This window comes from Micromonospora sp. NPDC004336, assembly GCF_053602615.1.
The window spans coordinates 59,945-75,946 of record NZ_JBSGDY010000009.1 but is presented as its reverse complement, the minus strand read 5'-3'; the positions used below and the strand labels follow the sequence as shown (position 1 = coordinate 75,946).

The 16,002-nt window shown below is 75.9% G+C and carries 14 protein-coding genes and 1 pseudogene; 5 read left to right on the top strand and 10 right to left on the bottom strand.

Annotation, left to right across the window (positions count from 1 at the left end):
• The 3 genes and pseudogenes from ACWENR_RS04125 to ACWENR_RS04115 all read left to right on the top strand — a co-directional run.
• Window positions 1-789, top strand: a pseudogene (locus ACWENR_RS04125) (Hsp70 family protein); the annotation flags it as partial.
• Between the two features lie 117 nt (window positions 790-906).
• A complete protein-coding gene (locus ACWENR_RS04120) occupies window positions 907-2,133 on the top strand; it encodes a S8 family peptidase (RefSeq protein ID WP_452275583.1) in 1,227 nt (408 codons plus the stop codon).
• 110 nt (window positions 2,134-2,243) lie between these two features.
• Window positions 2,244-3,341: an NAD(P)/FAD-dependent oxidoreductase gene (locus ACWENR_RS04115; protein WP_452275582.1), complete on the top strand. Its 1,098-nt coding sequence runs from the start codon at window positions 2,244-2,246 to the stop codon at window positions 3,339-3,341.
• 109 nt (window positions 3,342-3,450) lie between these two features.
• On the opposite strand, the gene ACWENR_RS04110 is transcribed toward ACWENR_RS04115, so the two are convergent.
• The 6 genes from ACWENR_RS04110 to ACWENR_RS04085 form a co-directional block, all read right to left on the bottom strand.
• The gene (locus ACWENR_RS04110; RefSeq protein WP_452275581.1) at window positions 3,451-4,617 is read right to left on the bottom strand and encodes an MFS transporter; all 1,167 of its coding nucleotides are present in this window, start codon (window positions 4,615-4,617) and stop codon (window positions 3,451-3,453) included.
• 12 nt (window positions 4,618-4,629) lie between these two features.
• Window positions 4,630-5,487, bottom strand: coding sequence for a family 3 encapsulin nanocompartment shell protein (locus ACWENR_RS04105; protein ID WP_452275580.1), 858 nt, complete (start codon window positions 5,485-5,487; stop codon window positions 4,630-4,632).
• A complete protein-coding gene (locus ACWENR_RS04100) occupies window positions 5,484-6,221 on the bottom strand; it encodes a sulfotransferase-like domain-containing protein (RefSeq protein WP_452275579.1) in 738 nt (245 codons plus the stop codon). The genes ACWENR_RS04105 and ACWENR_RS04100 overlap by 4 nt, the downstream gene beginning before the upstream one ends.
• A gap of 52 nt (window positions 6,222-6,273) precedes the next feature.
• Entirely contained in the window at window positions 6,274-7,257 is a 984-nt protein-coding gene (locus ACWENR_RS04095; protein WP_452275578.1) for an aldo/keto reductase, read from the bottom strand.
• Window positions 7,258-7,302: 45 nt separating this feature from the next.
• Window positions 7,303-10,929, bottom strand: coding sequence for a non-ribosomal peptide synthetase (locus tag ACWENR_RS04090; RefSeq protein WP_452275577.1), 3,627 nt, complete (start codon window positions 10,927-10,929; stop codon window positions 7,303-7,305).
• Window positions 10,930-11,420: 491 nt separating this feature from the next.
• Entirely contained in the window at window positions 11,421-12,218 is a 798-nt protein-coding gene (locus tag ACWENR_RS04085; protein WP_452275576.1) for a S1 family peptidase, read from the bottom strand.
• A 192-nt stretch (window positions 12,219-12,410) separates the two neighbouring features.
• On the opposite strand from ACWENR_RS04085, the gene ACWENR_RS04080 reads away from it, so the two are divergent.
• Window positions 12,411-12,677, top strand: coding sequence for a hypothetical protein (locus ACWENR_RS04080; RefSeq protein WP_452275575.1), 267 nt, complete (start codon window positions 12,411-12,413; stop codon window positions 12,675-12,677).
• A gap of 154 nt (window positions 12,678-12,831) precedes the next feature.
• Here the strand turns inward: ACWENR_RS04080 and ACWENR_RS04075 are convergent, their stop codons facing one another.
• Complete coding sequence (locus tag ACWENR_RS04075; RefSeq protein ID WP_452275574.1) at window positions 12,832-13,377, bottom strand: hypothetical protein; 546 nt, start codon at window positions 13,375-13,377, stop codon at window positions 12,832-12,834.
• Window positions 13,378-13,600: 223 nt separating this feature from the next.
• On the opposite strand from ACWENR_RS04075, the gene ACWENR_RS04070 reads away from it, so the two are divergent.
• Window positions 13,601-13,918, top strand: coding sequence for a hypothetical protein (locus tag ACWENR_RS04070; protein WP_452275573.1), 318 nt, complete (start codon window positions 13,601-13,603; stop codon window positions 13,916-13,918).
• 17 nt (window positions 13,919-13,935) lie between these two features.
• On the opposite strand, the gene ACWENR_RS04065 is transcribed toward ACWENR_RS04070, so the two are convergent.
• The 3 genes from ACWENR_RS04065 to ACWENR_RS04055 all read right to left on the bottom strand — a co-directional run.
• Window positions 13,936-14,403, bottom strand: coding sequence for a ribose-5-phosphate isomerase (locus ACWENR_RS04065; protein WP_452275572.1), 468 nt, complete (start codon window positions 14,401-14,403; stop codon window positions 13,936-13,938).
• 71 nt (window positions 14,404-14,474) lie between these two features.
• Entirely contained in the window at window positions 14,475-15,674 is a 1,200-nt protein-coding gene (locus tag ACWENR_RS04060; RefSeq protein ID WP_452275571.1) for a DUF1015 family protein, read from the bottom strand.
• A gap of 103 nt (window positions 15,675-15,777) precedes the next feature.
• Window positions 15,778-16,002: hypothetical protein (locus ACWENR_RS04055; RefSeq protein WP_452275570.1), on the bottom strand; the 225-nt coding region annotated here is incomplete at its 5' end.

The following is a 16,002-nucleotide window of genomic DNA, read 5'->3' as shown; positions in this document are numbered from 1 at the left end:
GCATCGGTCGTCACGCCCCCGGTCACCACCGAGGAGGCGCTGGGCGGGCCGGCCTTCGTCGACGGCTCACCGCGCGACCCGTGGCGCGGCGAGGTCCGCCGGATCGTGCAGGTGGGCGCGGACCGTTCCGTGCGGATCCTCGACATGGGCAGCGGCCGCGTCGTCCAGAGCCGCGCCGGCGTGGCCGACCACGACGACCTCGTGGTGGCGCACGAGGACCGCGTCTACGTCGCCCGCGACGAGGCCAACTACCAGTTGCTCGCGTACGACCTGTCGACCGACGCCCAGCCGAGGGTGCTGCACACGGCGGCGGGCGACCGGAAGCGGCCGAAGGCGCTGGTGCCCTGCGGCGAGCACCGGGCGTGCCTGCTGGAGACCACCGGCGGCGACGACGAGAGCACCGAGGTGGTGGCGGCGACCGAGAAGAAGGCGGCCCACTGGCCGGCGCCGGGGGCCACCAGGCTGGTGCCGCTCGGCGAGCACCTGCTCGTGCGCCGGACGTCGCCGAAGTCGACGAGCACGCTGTTCGGCCCGGACGGTCGCGCGGTGCTGCCGGACCGACCCGGGGTGGCGGTCCGGCTCGACGCGGGAAACCTGCTGGTCTTCGCCGACCCGCCGAGCCCGGCGGAGGACGACCGCAGCGTCGCCGGGGTGGCGGTCGGCTCCGGCGACGTCACCGAGCTGGGCCAGCTCCAGGACGTACGCAGCGAGTCGTGCTCGTGGAACACCAGCGTGATCGCCTGCGGCGCCGGGAAGGACTTCGTGCTCCACCGGTTCGCCGACAGCTAGCGGATCCCGGACGAACAATTCAGATCGATCTATGTAATCGATAGCCTCCTCTCAACGGCCAGGCCGCCCCGCGCCCCGGTCACGAGCCGGCGCGGGGCCGACAGGAGGAGGACCGGCATGACATCTCCCCGTACCCGACGGTGGCGGGCCCGCGCGGTGGGCGTGCTCGCCGTCGCCGCCACGGTCGTCGCCACCGTGGGCGCGCCCGCGACCGCGGCCCCCGGCGGCACGATCCGGTACGCCGACGACCCGGCCGCCGTGGCGGACGGCTACGTCGTGGTGCTCAGGGAGGACGGCGCGGTGGGCCGGGCCGGCGACCGGCGGTCGGCGGTCAGGGGCGTCGCGGACCGGCTCGCCGAGCGGTACGGCGCCTCCGTCGGTCACGTCTACGGTCACGCGGTCACCGGCTTCCAGGCCCGCCTGTCGGAGCGGGCGGCCCGCCGGCTCGCCGCCGACCCGGCCGTGGCGTACGTGGAGCGGGACCGGGTGGTGACCCTCGTCGGGCCGGGCGTCCAGCTCGGCCCGCCGTCCTGGGGGCTGGACCGGATCGACCAGCGCACCCTCCCGCTCGACGGCCGGTACGCCTACCCGAACACCGCGCACAACGTGCACGCGTACGTCGTCGACACGGGCCTGCGGGGCACCCACGGCGACTTCGGCGGCCGGGCCGGCGTGGGGGTCGACCTCGTCGACGGCGGCCCGGCGGACGACTGCAACGGCCACGGCACCCACCTGGCCGGCACAATCGGCGGCACGCGGCACGGGGTGGCCAAGGAGATCCAGTTGCGCCCGGTGCGGGTGCTCAACTGCGCCGGCAGCGGCACCTTCGCCCAGGTGATCGCCGGGGTGGACTGGGTCACCGCGAACGCCGTCCGCCCGGCGGTGGCGCTGCTGGCGCTCGGCGGCGGGGCCAGCACGGCGCTGGACGCCGCGGTCAACCGGTCGATCGCGGCCGGCGTCACCTACGTGGTCACGGCGGGCAGCTCGAACGCCAACGCCTGCAACTACTCCCCCGCCCGGGTGCCGGCGGCGCTGACGGTGGCCGGCACCACCAGCGCCGACGCCCGGATGCCGAGCGGCAATTACGGCAGCTGCCTGGACCTGTACGCCCCCGGCGCGAACATCACGTCCACCTGGTACTCCGGCGACGGAGCCGTGATGATCCTCAGCGGCGGGTCGATGGCCGCCGCGCACGTGGCCGGGTGCGCCGCGCTCGCCCTCTCGGCCAACCCGACCTGGAGCCCGGCGCAGGTGGCGGCCCACCTGACCGGCCGGGCGACGGTCGGCGTGGTCACCGGAACGGTCAGCGGCACGCCGAACCGCCTGCTCTACTGCGGCCCCTGATCCCGCGGGCACCGGCCGTCGGGGCGGCGGAGCACGCCGGCCCGACGGCCGGTTCGATCGACATCCGTCGACCCTTGCCCCCGCCGGGTCCGCCGACTACCGTTCAATCGATGAACGACTATCTCGTCATCGGTGGGGGCATCGCGGGCGCCAGCGCCGGACACCACCTCGCCGCGTACGGGACCGTGGTGCTGCTGGAGATGGAGCAGGTTCCCGGCCGGCACTCCACCGGTCGCTCGGCCGCGGTGTTCTCCGAGTACTACGGCGGGCCGGCGGTGCGCGCCCTGACCCGGGCCAGCCGGGGCTTCCTCGCCGCGCCGCCGCCCGGATTCGCCGAGCACCCGCTGCTCACCCCGCGCGGCGTGCTCAGCCTCTGCCCGCCGGGCAGCGAGGACGCCTTCGAGGCGGCGCTGCGCGACGGCGCCGACGTCGACCCGCCGGCCCGCGAGATCGACGTCGCCGACGTGCCCCGGCACTGCCCCGTCGTGCGGGCGGGGTGGTGCCGGCGGGCGATGGTGAAGCCCGCCGCGCGGGATCTCGACGTCGCGGCGCTGCACCAGGGCTACCTGCGGGGCGTCCGGGCGGCCGGCGGCCGGATCGTGTGCGGCGCGCGGGTACGCCGGCTGCGGCGCGACGGCGGCGGATGGCGGGTGGACACGGACGCCGGCGAGTTCGCCGCCCGGGTCGTCGTCAACGCGGCGGGCGCCTGGGCCGACGAGGTCGCGGCAGCGGCCGGCGTACGCCCGATGGGGTTGACGCCGCTGCGGCGCACCGCCTTCCTGGTGGACGCGCCGGCCGGCGTCCCGGCGGCGGACTGGCCGATGGTCAACGACGTCGACGGCAGCTTCTACTTCAAGCCGGAGTCGGGACGCCTGCTGGTCTCGCCGTGCGACACCACCCCGGTGCCGCCCGGCGACGCCCGCCCCGACGACCTCGACGTGGCGATCGGCGCCGAGCGGGTGCAGGCGGCGACCACGCTTCGGATCCGTCGCGTCCACCAGCCCTGGGCCGGGCTGCGGACCGCTGCCCCGGACGACGTCCCCGTGATCGGCCCGGCGGCCGACGCGCCGGGGTTCCTCTGGATGGCCGGGCTCGGCGGCTACGGCGTCCAGACCTCGCCGGCGGCCGGCGCCCTGCTCGCCGCGCTGGCGGTCGACGCCCCGCCCCCCGTCGACCCCGCCCCCCTCTCCCCCACCCGCTTCCCCTGACCCCGCCGTCGAGGGTGCGGGGTCAGGGTGCGGCCGGCAGGGGTGCGGGGTCGGGTGCGGCCGACCCCGCCGTCGGGGCTGCGGGCTCAGGGTGCGGCCCACCCCGCCGTCAGGGCTGCGGGGTCAGGGTGCGGCGGGGGAGCATCGTCCAGGCCGAGAGGGCGGCCGACATCAGGGCCGCCACCAGCATCACCTGGAAGACCGCCGGGTAGCCGGCCACGCTGGCGACCAGGCCGGCCAGGGGCGCCCCCGCCACCAGGCCGATGTCCCAGAACGACGTGAACGCGCCGAGCGCCGCACCCTGGTGCGCCGGGTCCGTCCGGTTGATCACCAGCAGGGCCAGCGCCGGGAAGAGCAGCGAGAGCCCGGCGCCGATCACCAGCCCGCCGACGACCGCGACGACCAGGTTCGGCGCGACCGCGACCAGGAGCAGCCCCACCGCCTCCACCAGGGCCGACCCGACCGCCACCCGGCCGGCGCCGAGCCGGTCGGGCAGCCCGCCCACGAACAGCCGCACCCCGACGTAGGTGAAGCCGAACGCGTTGAACGCGGCGATGCCGTTCTCGATGCCCCGGTCGGCCAGGTGCAGGGCCACGAACGCGGCCAGCGCGGCGTAGCCGAAGCCGGCCAGGGAGAGCGCGACCCCGGGGGCCACCGCGCTGCGCGGCAGGATGCCGGCCCGGCCCTTCGGGGCCGGCTGTTCCGGGCGCGGGCGGGCGGCGACGAGCGCGGCCCCGGCCGCCGCCGTTCCGACCGCGAACAGCCACACCGCCGGATAGCCGCCCGAGGTGCGCAGCAGCACCGCGCCGAGCAGGGCGCCGAGCGTGATGCCCAGCCACATGTGGATGCCGTACAGGCCGACGACCCGGCCGCGCCGGTCGGCCGGCGCCACCGCCACCAGCCAGGCCGCGCCGGCGGTGTAGACGGCCGCCTCGCCCACGCCGTGCAGCACCCGCACGCCGACCAGCACGCCCACGTTGCCGGCCATCAGGTACGCCGCGCCGGCGGCCGCGCAGACCGCCGCGCCGGCCAGCATCACCGTCCGGTACCCGTGCCGGTCGCCGAACCGGCCCGCGACGGGTCGGGCGATCACGGCGGAGACCGCGATCGCGGCGATCACCACGCCCACCTCGACCCGGCTGCCGTCGAGCTCGTCGAGGACGTAGAAGGGCAGCACCGCCAGGGACGCGCCGACGCCGAGCAGGCACAGGAAGATGGCGGCGAAGAGCGGCACGATGGGCCGGTAGAACGCGAGTTTCCCGCCGGTGGTGGTCATGCGGCGACGCTCCTAGGCCGGTACGACGTGGAAGAAGTGGGTCGGCAGGTGCACGGCCAGCCCCTCGTGGATCTCGGCGCAGACGGCCGGGCCGTCGGTGGCGAAGGTGCCCGGCGGCGGGGTCCCGACGCGGATCGCCGAGCGACCGGCGTCCAGCAGGCGCGCCGCCATCGCGAAGTCGCCCACCACCGCCTCGCCCGGGGCCACCATCCGGGTGCGGCTGATCTGCACGCCGTTGCGGGTCAGGTCCGCCAGCAGCGCGCCCCGCCCGAGCAGGTGGGTGTAGTAGTCCCTCGGGTTGACGATCATCGCGTGCGGGGTGGCCCCGGTCTGCTCGATCTCGTCGCAGGCGGCGAGCAGGCCGCTGAGCCAGTCGTGCCGGTACGGCAGCCGTGCGATCTCCGGGTGCCGCAGCAGGCCGCCCTCGCCGATGGTCAGCGCCTGGTTCTCGGCCGTGGCCAGCCGGACCAGCAGCCGGTAGTCGACGAAGACGGCCAGCGCCTCCGGGTCGTCGGCGAGTTCGTCGGGGACGCGCACCCAGGCCCGGATCGGGTGCACGCCGGCCGTGGCGGTGCCGAACCGGAAGGCGGCCTCCCGGCGCAGGCCCGACTCGTGCACGGCGGCGGCCTCGCCCGCGTCGGGCCGACCCTCGCACCAGAACCGCACCGGGTCCATCCCGACCGACCGCTTGCGGAACAGGTTGCGGACGGTGACCCGGGGGCGTTCCTTGGTCGGCTGGAAGGCGTCGGTGATGGTGTAGTCGAAGCGCACCTCGGCGCCGGCGGGGTCGTCGGCGTACGCGCGGGCGAACAGCTCGCCGGGCGACAGCGTCGACGACGCGGTCACGGGCGGCGCGGCGGTGGTGGTCATGAGTCCTCCCCGATGCAGATGGCGTGCCGGATCAGCCGCTGGTAGAAGGGCTGGTGGTGGTCGTGGTACGCGCGCAGGGTGTCGTCGTTCTCGACGGTCACCGCGAAGGACTTGGCGACCGGCGAGAAGCCGGAGGTCCGTTCGACGTCGAGGTGCCATTTGCGGGTGCGCCGCCACTCGGCGCGCTCCCCCGGCGCCCAGCTCAGCGCCTCGGGCCGGAACGGCAGCCCGACCGCGGCGCACCAGGCCGCCACCGTCTCGGCGGGCCGGCGCAGCAGGTCCTCGGCCCGGATCACCACCGGGGGCCGGCGGGCGGTCCGGCGGACCAGGTCGAACAGCTCCCACTGGTGCTCGAAGCCGATCTCGGGGCAGGTCACCGTGGGTTTGATCGCGTAGTGCGAGCTGATCGTGCGGGCCGGTTCGCGGACGATGAACGTGTGCGTGACGTCGGCGATCGCCGCGGGATCGTCGAACAGGTGCTGGTAGCGGTACTCCAGGGTGTCCTTGACGAAGACCGTCCGGTCCCGGCCCAGCGCGGTCAGGTGCGCGACGACGGCGGCCGGCTCGGTCACGGTGACGGTGCCGCCGTCGGCGGTGGGCAGGTCGACGTGCCCCTCGTCGACGAGGGTCACCAGCGGCTCGTGCACGACCGTCACGTCACCGCGGGCGATCATCATGCGCAGGAACGCGGTGGAGAGCGCGCGGGGATGCGCCCACATGGCGATCACCGGCATGCCGGGCCCCCGTACCGCCCGGCGGGCGCGGCGCCGGGGCGGCGGACGGGCCTCACTGGGACCACCAGGTGGGCTTGCGGTCCCAGCGGTGGCCGCGCAGCCGGTCCAGCAGCCCGGCCTCCAGCGGCGCGCCGTCGCTCACCGCCAGGTTGGCGCGGACGTGCTCGACCCGGCGCATGCCGGGGATCACCGTGCTCACCGCCGAGTGGTGCAGGATGAACCGCAGCGCCAGCTCCGGCATGGTCATCCCCGCCGGCACGTCGGCGGCCAGCCGCTCGGCGCGCTCCACGCTGGGCAGCAGGTTCTCCGGCCCGAAGTACGTGCTGCGCCAGTCCTCCTCCGGCCAGGTGCTGTCGGCGGTCAGCGTGCCCGTCAGCGTCCCCTCGTCGAACGGGACCCGGGCGATGATGGCGATGTCGTCGCGCTGCGCGCGGGGCAGCAGCTCGTCCTCGGGGGCCTGGTCGAAGATGTTGTAGATGACCTGGACGACGTCGATCAGCCCGGTGTCGAGGGCGGCGTGGCAGTTCGTCGGCTCCCACCGGTTGACGCTGATCCCGACGCCGTCGACCAGGCCCTCCCGCTTGAGGTCCGCCACGGCCTCCTGCCAGCGGCCGTCGGAGGCCCAGCGGTCCTCCCAGACGTGGAACTGGAGCAGGTCGATCCGGTCCACGCCCAGGTTCTCCAGGCTGCGGTGGGTGTACTCGCGGATGTGGTCGACCGGGAAGACGTCGTCCAGGGTGTCCTGCGGGCCGGGCGGCCACTCCCGGTTCTTCGGCGGGATCTTGGTGGCCAGGAAGAGGCGGCGGTCGGGGTGCCGGCGGACCAGGGCGCCGAGCAGCCGCTCGCTGACGCCCCGCCCGTAGACCCAGGCGGTGTCGAAGAAGTTGCAGCCCCGTTCGACCGCCTCGTCGAGGCAGGCCGGCGCGGTGTCGTAGTCCCAGCCGGTGAACCCGCCCGGTCCGCCGCCGATGCCCCACATCCCGTACCCGACCTCGCTGACCTGCCAGCCGAGCCGACCCATCCTGCGATATCGCATCCCACTCCCTCATCCGTGCCGGTCGCCGCGCCCCCGCGCGGCCGGTCAGCCTGGTCCCGCCGGCAGCAGCAGCCGGTCGGCGTCCCGCCGCTCGTGCTCGCCCAGCCACGCCCGGTAGGCGTCGACGGACGGCCCGAGCCGGTGGTCGGTGAAGCCCCGGCGCCGTTCCAGTTCGGCGCAGCCGTCGCGGCGGAACAGCCGGGGGTTGTCGGTGAGCAGCGTCGCGAAGACCGCCCGCAGCCGCTGCTCGTCGGCGCCGGCGCCGGGCGGGAAGAGCGCGAGCAGCACGGCGGCGGCCCGGTCGCCGTCGGTCGCCGCCTCGCGCAGCGCCGCCACGAAACGCACGCAGCTCACCCGGGGCAGGGCGGCCGTGCCGGCCAGCGGCAGGTCGGTGAAGTCGACGCTCACCGGGTGCAGGACGTGCAGCGTGCCGCCCCACCGCCGGGGGTCGACGACGGTGGCGACGATCCGCCGGGCGGCCCAGTCCACCGGCGTCCAGTCGGAGCGCACCGGCGCGTCGGGACGCATCCGCAGCCGGTGGCAGGCGGCCAGCAGCAGGTGGGTCAGCGCCCGGGGGTTGGGCACGCCGTCGTCCGCGGCGGGCATCACCTCGCCGAGGCGCAGCACGGTGACCGTGGCGCCGCGCCGCCGGGCCTCGGCGAGATACCGCTCTGCCACCCACTTCGACCGGCTGTAGCCGCTGGTCGGCGCGACGGCGAGGGCCGGGTCGCACCCCTCGGGCAGCGGTTCGGGGCGGCGGGCCGCCTCGGTGTCGAGCACGCCGAGGGTGGAGACGTGGTGCAGCGGCTTCGGCCGGCCGGTCAGGGCCAGCCGAAGCAGCTCGGCGGTGCCGAGGACGTTCGCCGCGCGGTGGGCCCGGTAGTCGAACAGGAAGTTGACCAGGGCGCCGGCGTGCAGCACGAGGTCGCAGTCGTGGGCCAGCCGGGCCCAGGCGTCCGGGTCCAGGCCGAGGGACGGCCGGGCCAGGTCGGCGGCGTACCCGCGCAGGCGCGGGGTGTGGCCCGGGCGCCACAGCCCCCGCTCGGTCAGCGCCCCGACCACGCGGGCGGTGGCCCCGGCGTCGTCGGCCGCCCGGGCGAGGCAGAGCACCCGCACGTCGGTCGTGGCGAGCAGCTCGTGCACCAGCCGCGCGCCGACGAACCCGGTGGCGCCGGTGACGAGGACGGTGCGCGGCGACCGGCGCCGGGCCACGGGCCGCACCGGCAGGTCGGCCGGGACGGCCGCGTCGCGCTCCACCAGCTCGGCCTCGGTCTCGGCGGGATCGGCCGCGCCCAGCCGCGCGGCGATCGTCCGGGCGAGACGGGCGGCGGTGGGGTGGGCGAAGAGGTCCTGGACGCCGACCCGGACGCGGTGGTCCGCGCCGAGCGCGGTCACCACGTCGAGGGCCTGGAGCGAGTCGCCCCCCGCGTCGAGGAAGTCGGTGTCGGGCCCGAGGTCCGGCCGGCCGAGAACGCTCCGGAACACCGCCAGCACCCGGTCGGGCAGCGTCCGCGCCTCGGCGCGGGCGGCGGCGGCGCGCGCCCGGTCGGCGAGCGTACGGTCGAGCCAGCTCTCCAGCGCCCGCCGGTCGACCTTGCCGTTGCCGGTCAGCGGCAGCGCGTCGCGCAGCACGACGTGCCGGGGGACGTGGGGCCGGGGCAGCAGCCGGCGCAGGTGCGCCCGCACCGCCGGCTCGGTCACGCCCGGTTCGGCGGCGACGAAGAGGGCCAGCGACTTCGCCCTGCCCTCCCGGGCCACCAGGACCTTCGCCTGCCGTACGCCGGGCAGGCGGGTGGCGGCGGTCTCGATCTCGCCCGCCTCGATCCGGACGCCGTTGACCTTGAGCTGGAAGTCGCGCCGGCCGGCGAAGTGCAGCCGGCCGTCGGCGGCGAGGCGGCCGAGGTCCCCGGTGCGGTAGAGCCGGGGGCCGGGGATGCCGGACAGCGGGTTGGGGACGAACACCTCGGCGGTGCGGGCCGGGTCGCCGAGGTATCCCTCGCCGAGGCAGATCCCGCCGATGACGATCTCTCCGGTCGCGCCGGGCGGCAGCGGGCGAAGCTCGGCGTCGACCACGGCCGCGTAGCAGTTGTCGATGGGCCGGCCGATGGGGATGACGTCGCCGTCGGAGCGGGCGACGGTGTGGAAGACCATGCCGATGGAGGCCTCGGTGGGGCCGTACCCGTTGGTGGCCGACACCCCCGGCACGAGGTCGGCCAGGCGGTGCACCGCCCACGGGTCGATCTCCTCGCCGCCGACGATGACGTGCCGCAGCGTGCCGACGGCGCGGCGGGCGGCCGGGTCGCGGTCCAGCACGGACACCAGCGCGCCGAGCACGCTCGGCACGAAGTCGGTCATCGTGACGGCCTCGTCGGCGATCGTCCGGATCGTCCGCTCGACGTCGAGGAAGCCGCCCTCGACGGGCACCACCACCCGGCCGCCGGTGGTGAGCGGCCAGAACATCTGCCACACCGACGAGTCGAACGTGTGCCGGCTGTTCTGCAGCACCACCTCGGCGCCGGTCGCGGCGAAGTAGCGGGTCATGAACCGGAACCGGTTGGCGATCCCGTCGTGCCGGTTGACCGCGCACTTCGGGGTGCCGGTGGTGCCGGAGGTGAAGATGCCGTAGATCAGGTCGGCCGGGCCGACGGGCACCCCGGGCCGGCGGCGGGTCGGTGCGACGTCGTCGACGTCGACCGGCAGGCAGGCGACGCCCCCGGTGTCGGGGCGCGGGTCGCCGCCCCGGACCACGGCGAGCCGGGGCCGGATCACCCGCAGCGACGCGCGCAGCCGGTCGGCCGGCCAGCCGGGATCGACGGGTACGAAGGCCGCGCCGAGCTTCATCAGCGCCAGGTCGACGACGGGCAGTTCGAGGCCGTCGGCGAGGAGGACGGGCACCACGTCGCCCCGGCCGACGCCCCGGGCGGCGAGGTCGGCGGCGACGCCGTTGGCCAGGTCGTCCAGCTCCCGGTAGGTCAGCGAGCGGCCCCGGAACGTCACCGCCCGGCGGTGCGGGTGCAGGTCGACGCGGTGTTCGATCAGGCGGGGCACGGCCTCGAAGGGCCCGTCGTCGTGGCGGCGGCCGGCGGCGCGCTCGACCAGCGCCCGGGAGGCGGGCCCGAGGGCCGACGCCCGCGAGGAGGGCAGCGCGGGGTCGGCGAGGAGCGCGGCGAGCAGTTCGGCGAACATCTCCGCCACGGCGGCGCCGCCGGCCGACCACGGGTCGTCGGCGGCGCAGCGCAGGACGACTTCGAGGGTCTCGTCGGCGACGTCGACGGTGAGCAGCACGGGCGGGGTGTCGCCGCCGGGCGCCGGCGATCCGCCGTCGAGCAGCACGAGGACGTGGTCGGCGCCGTCGTGGTCGGGCGCGGCGCCGTCGTGGTCGGGCGCGGCGGCGGCGCACGCGCGGACCGTGGCGCGGGCCCGCTCGCCGGGCATCCGGTGCACCCGCGCCGGCCAGGCCGGCAGGTCGAGTTCCACCGTGCCGGTCCGGACCCGTACCGGCGTCCGGCGGCCCAGCCGGTCGAGCAGTTCCGCGGCGGCCAGGGCCGCCGTGGCGGCCCGGTCCGGCGCGGGGTGCGGCCCGGTCGCCGCCGGGCGGGTGGCGGTGTACCGGTACGTCGAGGTGTCCGAGACGGGAACCGGTGCCGCGGACCCGCTGTCGCCCGACCTCATCACGCCTCCTGTCCCGAGCCCGCGCGGCCGTCTGGACACAGCCGCGGACGGAGCCGAGCCGGCCCCGACGCACACCGAGAGTTATCGGCGTTGGTCGATGGCCAGCCGTCGGTCATGGACACTAGAGGTCTGATCGACCGTAGGGAATATGCAACTTTCTGCTACATCGACGGCGATCACTTACCGGAGCCCGGTTGGCCCGCCCCGGCCCGGGACCGGCCGAACGGCCCGGGAAACGGGCGGCCACCAGGCGATCCTCGGCGTACGCCCGGTCCGGGCCGCGGGCCCGCGCCGGACCGCCGCCGGCCGGGTCGACCCGCGACGGGGGTCGCGCGCCCCACCCGCGCCGCACGGTCGAGCAGGGCGGATCACGTCCGGTAGTCGGCGCGGCGCCGGGACGCCCCCGCGGGACGGACACGGACGCCCGCGGGACGGACACGGAGGGACCCGACCGGACGGGCCGGTCGGGTCCCCGCGTGGCGTCGCCGCCGTCAGCCGCCGAGGCTGGCCGCCGCCGAGGCGATCGCCGACGCGAAGGTGCTCACCTGGGTGTAGACGCCGGGGTAGTTGGGCCGGGCACAGCCGTTGCCCCAGCTGGTGATGCCGACCTGGATCCAGGCGTTGTTCGCGTCCCGCCGGAACATCGGGCCACCCGAGTCGCCCTGGCACGTGTCGACGCCGCCGCTGGCGTAGCCCGCACAGATCTCCTCGCTCGCGATGACCTGGCCGCCGTAGTACGAGTTGCAGGTGGCGTCGCTGACGAACGGCACGGTCGCCTTGCGCAGGTAGCGCTGCTGCGCGCCGCCCTCCCGGGTCGCGCCCCACCCGGCGACCGTGAAGGTGCCGTTGTCGTACGCCGTGCTGGTGGCGATGTTGAGCGTGGGCAGCGTGGTCACCGGCGTGGCCAGCCGGATCAGCGCCCAGTCCTTGCCGTTGCCGTTGTAGCCGGGCGCCCGGTAGACGTAGTTGGACCGCACCTGGATCCGGCTCGACGACTGGAGGTCCACCACGCCGAGGGTGGCGGTGATGCTGGTGTTCGCGCCGGTCCCGCCGACGCAGTGCGCGGCGGTCAGCACCAGGCGCGGGCTGTAGAGGGCCCCGCCGCAGCCCATCGAGAGCCGGACCATGAAGGGAAACTCGCCCTGCGCGGCCAGGGTGCCGCCGACGACGTACGGGGTCACGTCGGAGGCGGGCTTGGCCTGCGCGGGCACGGCCAGGACGAACGAGCCTGCGGTGACCGCGACCAACGCGGCGGCCATCCGGCCGATGAGTCTGCGCCAACGGACCATGGGAGCCTCCAACCTTCGCGGCGCGGGGGTCGACGCGCCGGCAACCGATGGCGGAGATCCTATGAATGCATATCGATGAATGGCAATGTCGCGGCTCATCCCGCGTCGGTCATACCGCCGCGCGCCGGACGGCGACCCGCTCGACCGGCGACCGCCCGTTTTGCGCCGGGTCGCCCCGGGTACCGCTGCCCCATGGACACGAACACGAAGGCACACCTGATCGGCGGCCCCCGGGACGGCAGCACCATCGACGCGGGCGGCGACGCCCTCCTGGAGGTCGAGATCGACGGCATGATGCACCGCTACATCCGCACGACGCAGCAGCACGGCGCGGACGGCACCGTCTACAACTACGACGGGATGGTCGCGCCCGACGGCGGCGAGCCCGGCGTCGAGGACCCGGCCGCCCGGGTCGCCTCCCCGAAGGCGGACTCGGAGGGCCACGGCGGCAAGCACTGATCGGCGTGGGTCGGCCCGGCGGGACGCGGATGATCCGCGGCCGGCCGGGTAAGCAGCCGCCGACCTGGTGGAGTGGAGAACGACCGGGGTCGCGGCATCCCGCGGCCGGACGCGCGGGCGGGGCGGCGCCACGCCGACCCGCCCGGGCGTACGGTCAGTTTCCGCTGATCCAGTTCCAGGCGGACACGACCCACTCGGTCTGCTGGAGGTAGGCGATCCCGAGGCCGGTCAGGAAGACCGCGGTGACCAGGTGCGCGCCGCGCGCGCTGCGCCGCACCCGGCCCAGCTGCCGCTCCAGCACCAGCCGGCCGAGCAGCCGGGCCAACGCGAACAGACCGGCCGCCACCAGCAGGCTCAGCACGAAGATCAGCAGCGGCCCGGCCAGGTCGCCCCCGCCGGAGATCGCCCAGATCCCCCAGCAGACGAACGCGAAGAGCGCACCCGCCGCGCTCCACTCGCCGCCGCGCCGAAGCTGCGCGACGTGCCAGCTCAGCGGCCGCCGGGGCGCCTGCGCGCCGGGCCAGCCCGTGCCGGTCGGCTCCTGCTCGACGACGGGGAACGGCTCGGTGCGCGCAGTCCGGGGCTGCCCCACCGAGGCGACCCCCCGCCGGTACGCGTCCCGCTGCGGCGGCACCCCGACACCGGGCTGCGGCGGCACCTCGACGGTCCGCTCCGCCCACGGCTGCGTCTGGTCGGCCATCTCGTCCCCTCCCCTGGAGCGACGGCGACCATCGGCCGCCGTCCGGTTCCGAGGGTAGCCAGCCGGCAAACCGGTCGCCGATCCCGCACCGGCCGACGGGCACGGCGGCGTGACGAATCCCCCACCGCCGGTCAGGTCGACGGCCCGCGCCGCCGCCTCCTCCCCGCCCCCCGCGCCGACGGCCGGGCCTGCGAGCGTGGATCGCGGGCGGTACGGTCGGCTGATGGGGGACGTGGAGCGACGGCGGCGCCGGCTACGGCACTCGGGCGACGCGGGCGCGACCGAGGCGCCGCAGACCTCGACCGCGAGCGTGCACGACGGCGGCGAGCCCCCGCGCGCCCGCCGGGGCGGCCCCGGCGACGAGGGCGAGCGCGGCCTGCGCGGCCTGGTCGGCTCCGGCTCGTCGCAGGTGAACGTGACCGCCGCCATGCGGGCCCGCGACGCCGCCCGGCCGACCGACGAGGACCTGGCCCGGGCCGAGGAGCGCGTGGTGGTCATCCGCCGGAACTGGACCCCCCGGGAGGACCTGCCCCGCCGCTGAACCCGGGCCGGCGCAGGTCAGGGCAGGTCGGGAAGCTGGCGGGTGCGCTCGTAGGCGGCCATCTGGCCGATCCGGCGGGCGTGCCGCTCGTTGCCGGAGAACGGGGTGGTCAGGAACGCCTCGACGATGGCGGTCGCCTCGTCCAGGGTGTGCTGGCGGGCGCCGACCGCGACGATGTTCGCGTCGTTGTGCTCGCGGGCGAGCTGGGCGGTCTCGATGCTCCAGGCGAGGGCCGCCCGGACGCCGGCCACCTTGTTCGCGGCGATCTGCTCGCCGTTGCCGGAGCCGCCGATGACCACCCCGAGGCTGCCGGCGTCCGCCACCACCCGGTCACCGGTGTGCAGGCAGAAGGCCGGGTAGTCGTCGTCCGGGTCGAAGGCGTGCGGGCCGACGTCGACGACGTCGTACCCCTCCTTGGTCAGGTGGTTGACCAGGTGCACCTTCAACTCGAAACCGGCGTGGTCGGATCCCAGGTAGACGCGCATACCGCGAAGTCTCTCAGGGCACGCGCCCGGGACACCGCGCGGGCGGCGCCCCGGGGCGGATTCGTCACAACTCAGCGGGACAGCTCGGCGACCACCAGGCCGCCGCGGGCCTTCGGCGTGAACCAGGTGCTCTTGCGCGGCATCTTCTCCCGCGCCAGGTTGACGGCCACGAAGTCGTCCACCGTCACCGGGGCGATCAGGACGGCCAGCTCGGCCCGGCCCGCGTCGACCTCGCCGGTCAGCCAGCTCGCCGGGTAGTCGCCGCCGACGTAGGTGATCCGCTTGTCGCCCGGGTCGAGCCCGAGGGCGTCGCGCAGCAGCAGCCGCTCGACCAGCGCGTGGTCCAGGTTCTCCAGCCGGCCGCCGCCGACGTGCGGCAGGGTGACCGCGTACCCCCGGCCGGCCAGCCGGAGGTGGACGGTGCCGCCGGCCGCCGGGACCTCGACCGGGCCGTCGAGATCGGTGATCTCGGCGCCGGCGGCGCGGAGCCGGTCGAGCAGCTCGTCGGCGGTGGTGGTCAGCTCGCTGACGAGGCGGTTGTAGGGCTGGATCGCCACCGACGCCGGCGTCGTGATCACCGACAGGAAGCGCGGCAGCCCGCCGGTCTGCGCGGCGAGGCTGCGGTGGTTGCCGTCGGCCACGACCAGCTCGCCGCCGCCGGCGAGGGCGGTCAGCTCGTCCTGCTGCGGGCCGGGGCCGAGCAGCCAGATGGCGTGGGTGCGGCCGGCCTGGTCGGTGTCGGTCGCCGCGGGCGCCCCGGCCGCGTCGGTCGCCGCCGCGAGCGCGGCGTGCAGCTCGTCGCCGCGCCCGGTCTGGAGCAGGAGTACGGGCGAGAGCAGGTGGCCCAGCGCCTCGGCCAGCGCCACCCGCTCCCGCACCTTGGCGATGAAGACGTCCTCGTTGCGGATGACCAGGCCGGGCTCGTCGGCCCGGGTGGAGATCTGGTCGGTGTCGGTCATCGCCCAGAGCCCGTACGCCGTCTCCTCCCCCGGGGCGCTGATCCGGTAGAGGACCACGACCTGCTCGGCCGGGGTGTAGCTGCCGTCGGCCTTGGCCTCGGCGAGGCGGGCCACCGCGTCCGGCAGGGCGTCGAGGAAGGACTTGCCCACGCTCTCCGGGGCCCGGTGCGGCATCTCGATGCCGAGGGCACTGTGCGGGTTCGCCTCGATGATCGCGGTGATCTCCGCGTCGTCGGCGAACTCGTCGTAGTTCTGCGCGCCGGTGCCGCCAGTGGTGATCCAGGCCCGGGCGATCGGATGCACGACCGTCATGTGCGACCACGCTACCGGCGGCGGAGGTGCCGGCGCCGCCGGACCCACGCGACGTCCATCAGGTGAAAGCGCGACCGGGCCGGGGCGGCTCGGGCGGAGGTGGCTACTTCGCCGGCAGGCGGTGCCGGCCGCCCGACGCGGGGGCGTTCGCCGGCCGCCGGCCCGACCCGCCCGGCACGTTCGTCCGTGGCCCTGCCGCCGGCCGGTGCTCGGCCGCCGCGTTGCGCCGGTGCTCGACCGCCGGGACGAGCCGGTGCTCGGCCGCCGCGTTACGCCGGTGCTCGGACGGCGGGGCCAGCCGGTGCTCGGACGGCGGGGCCAGCCGGTG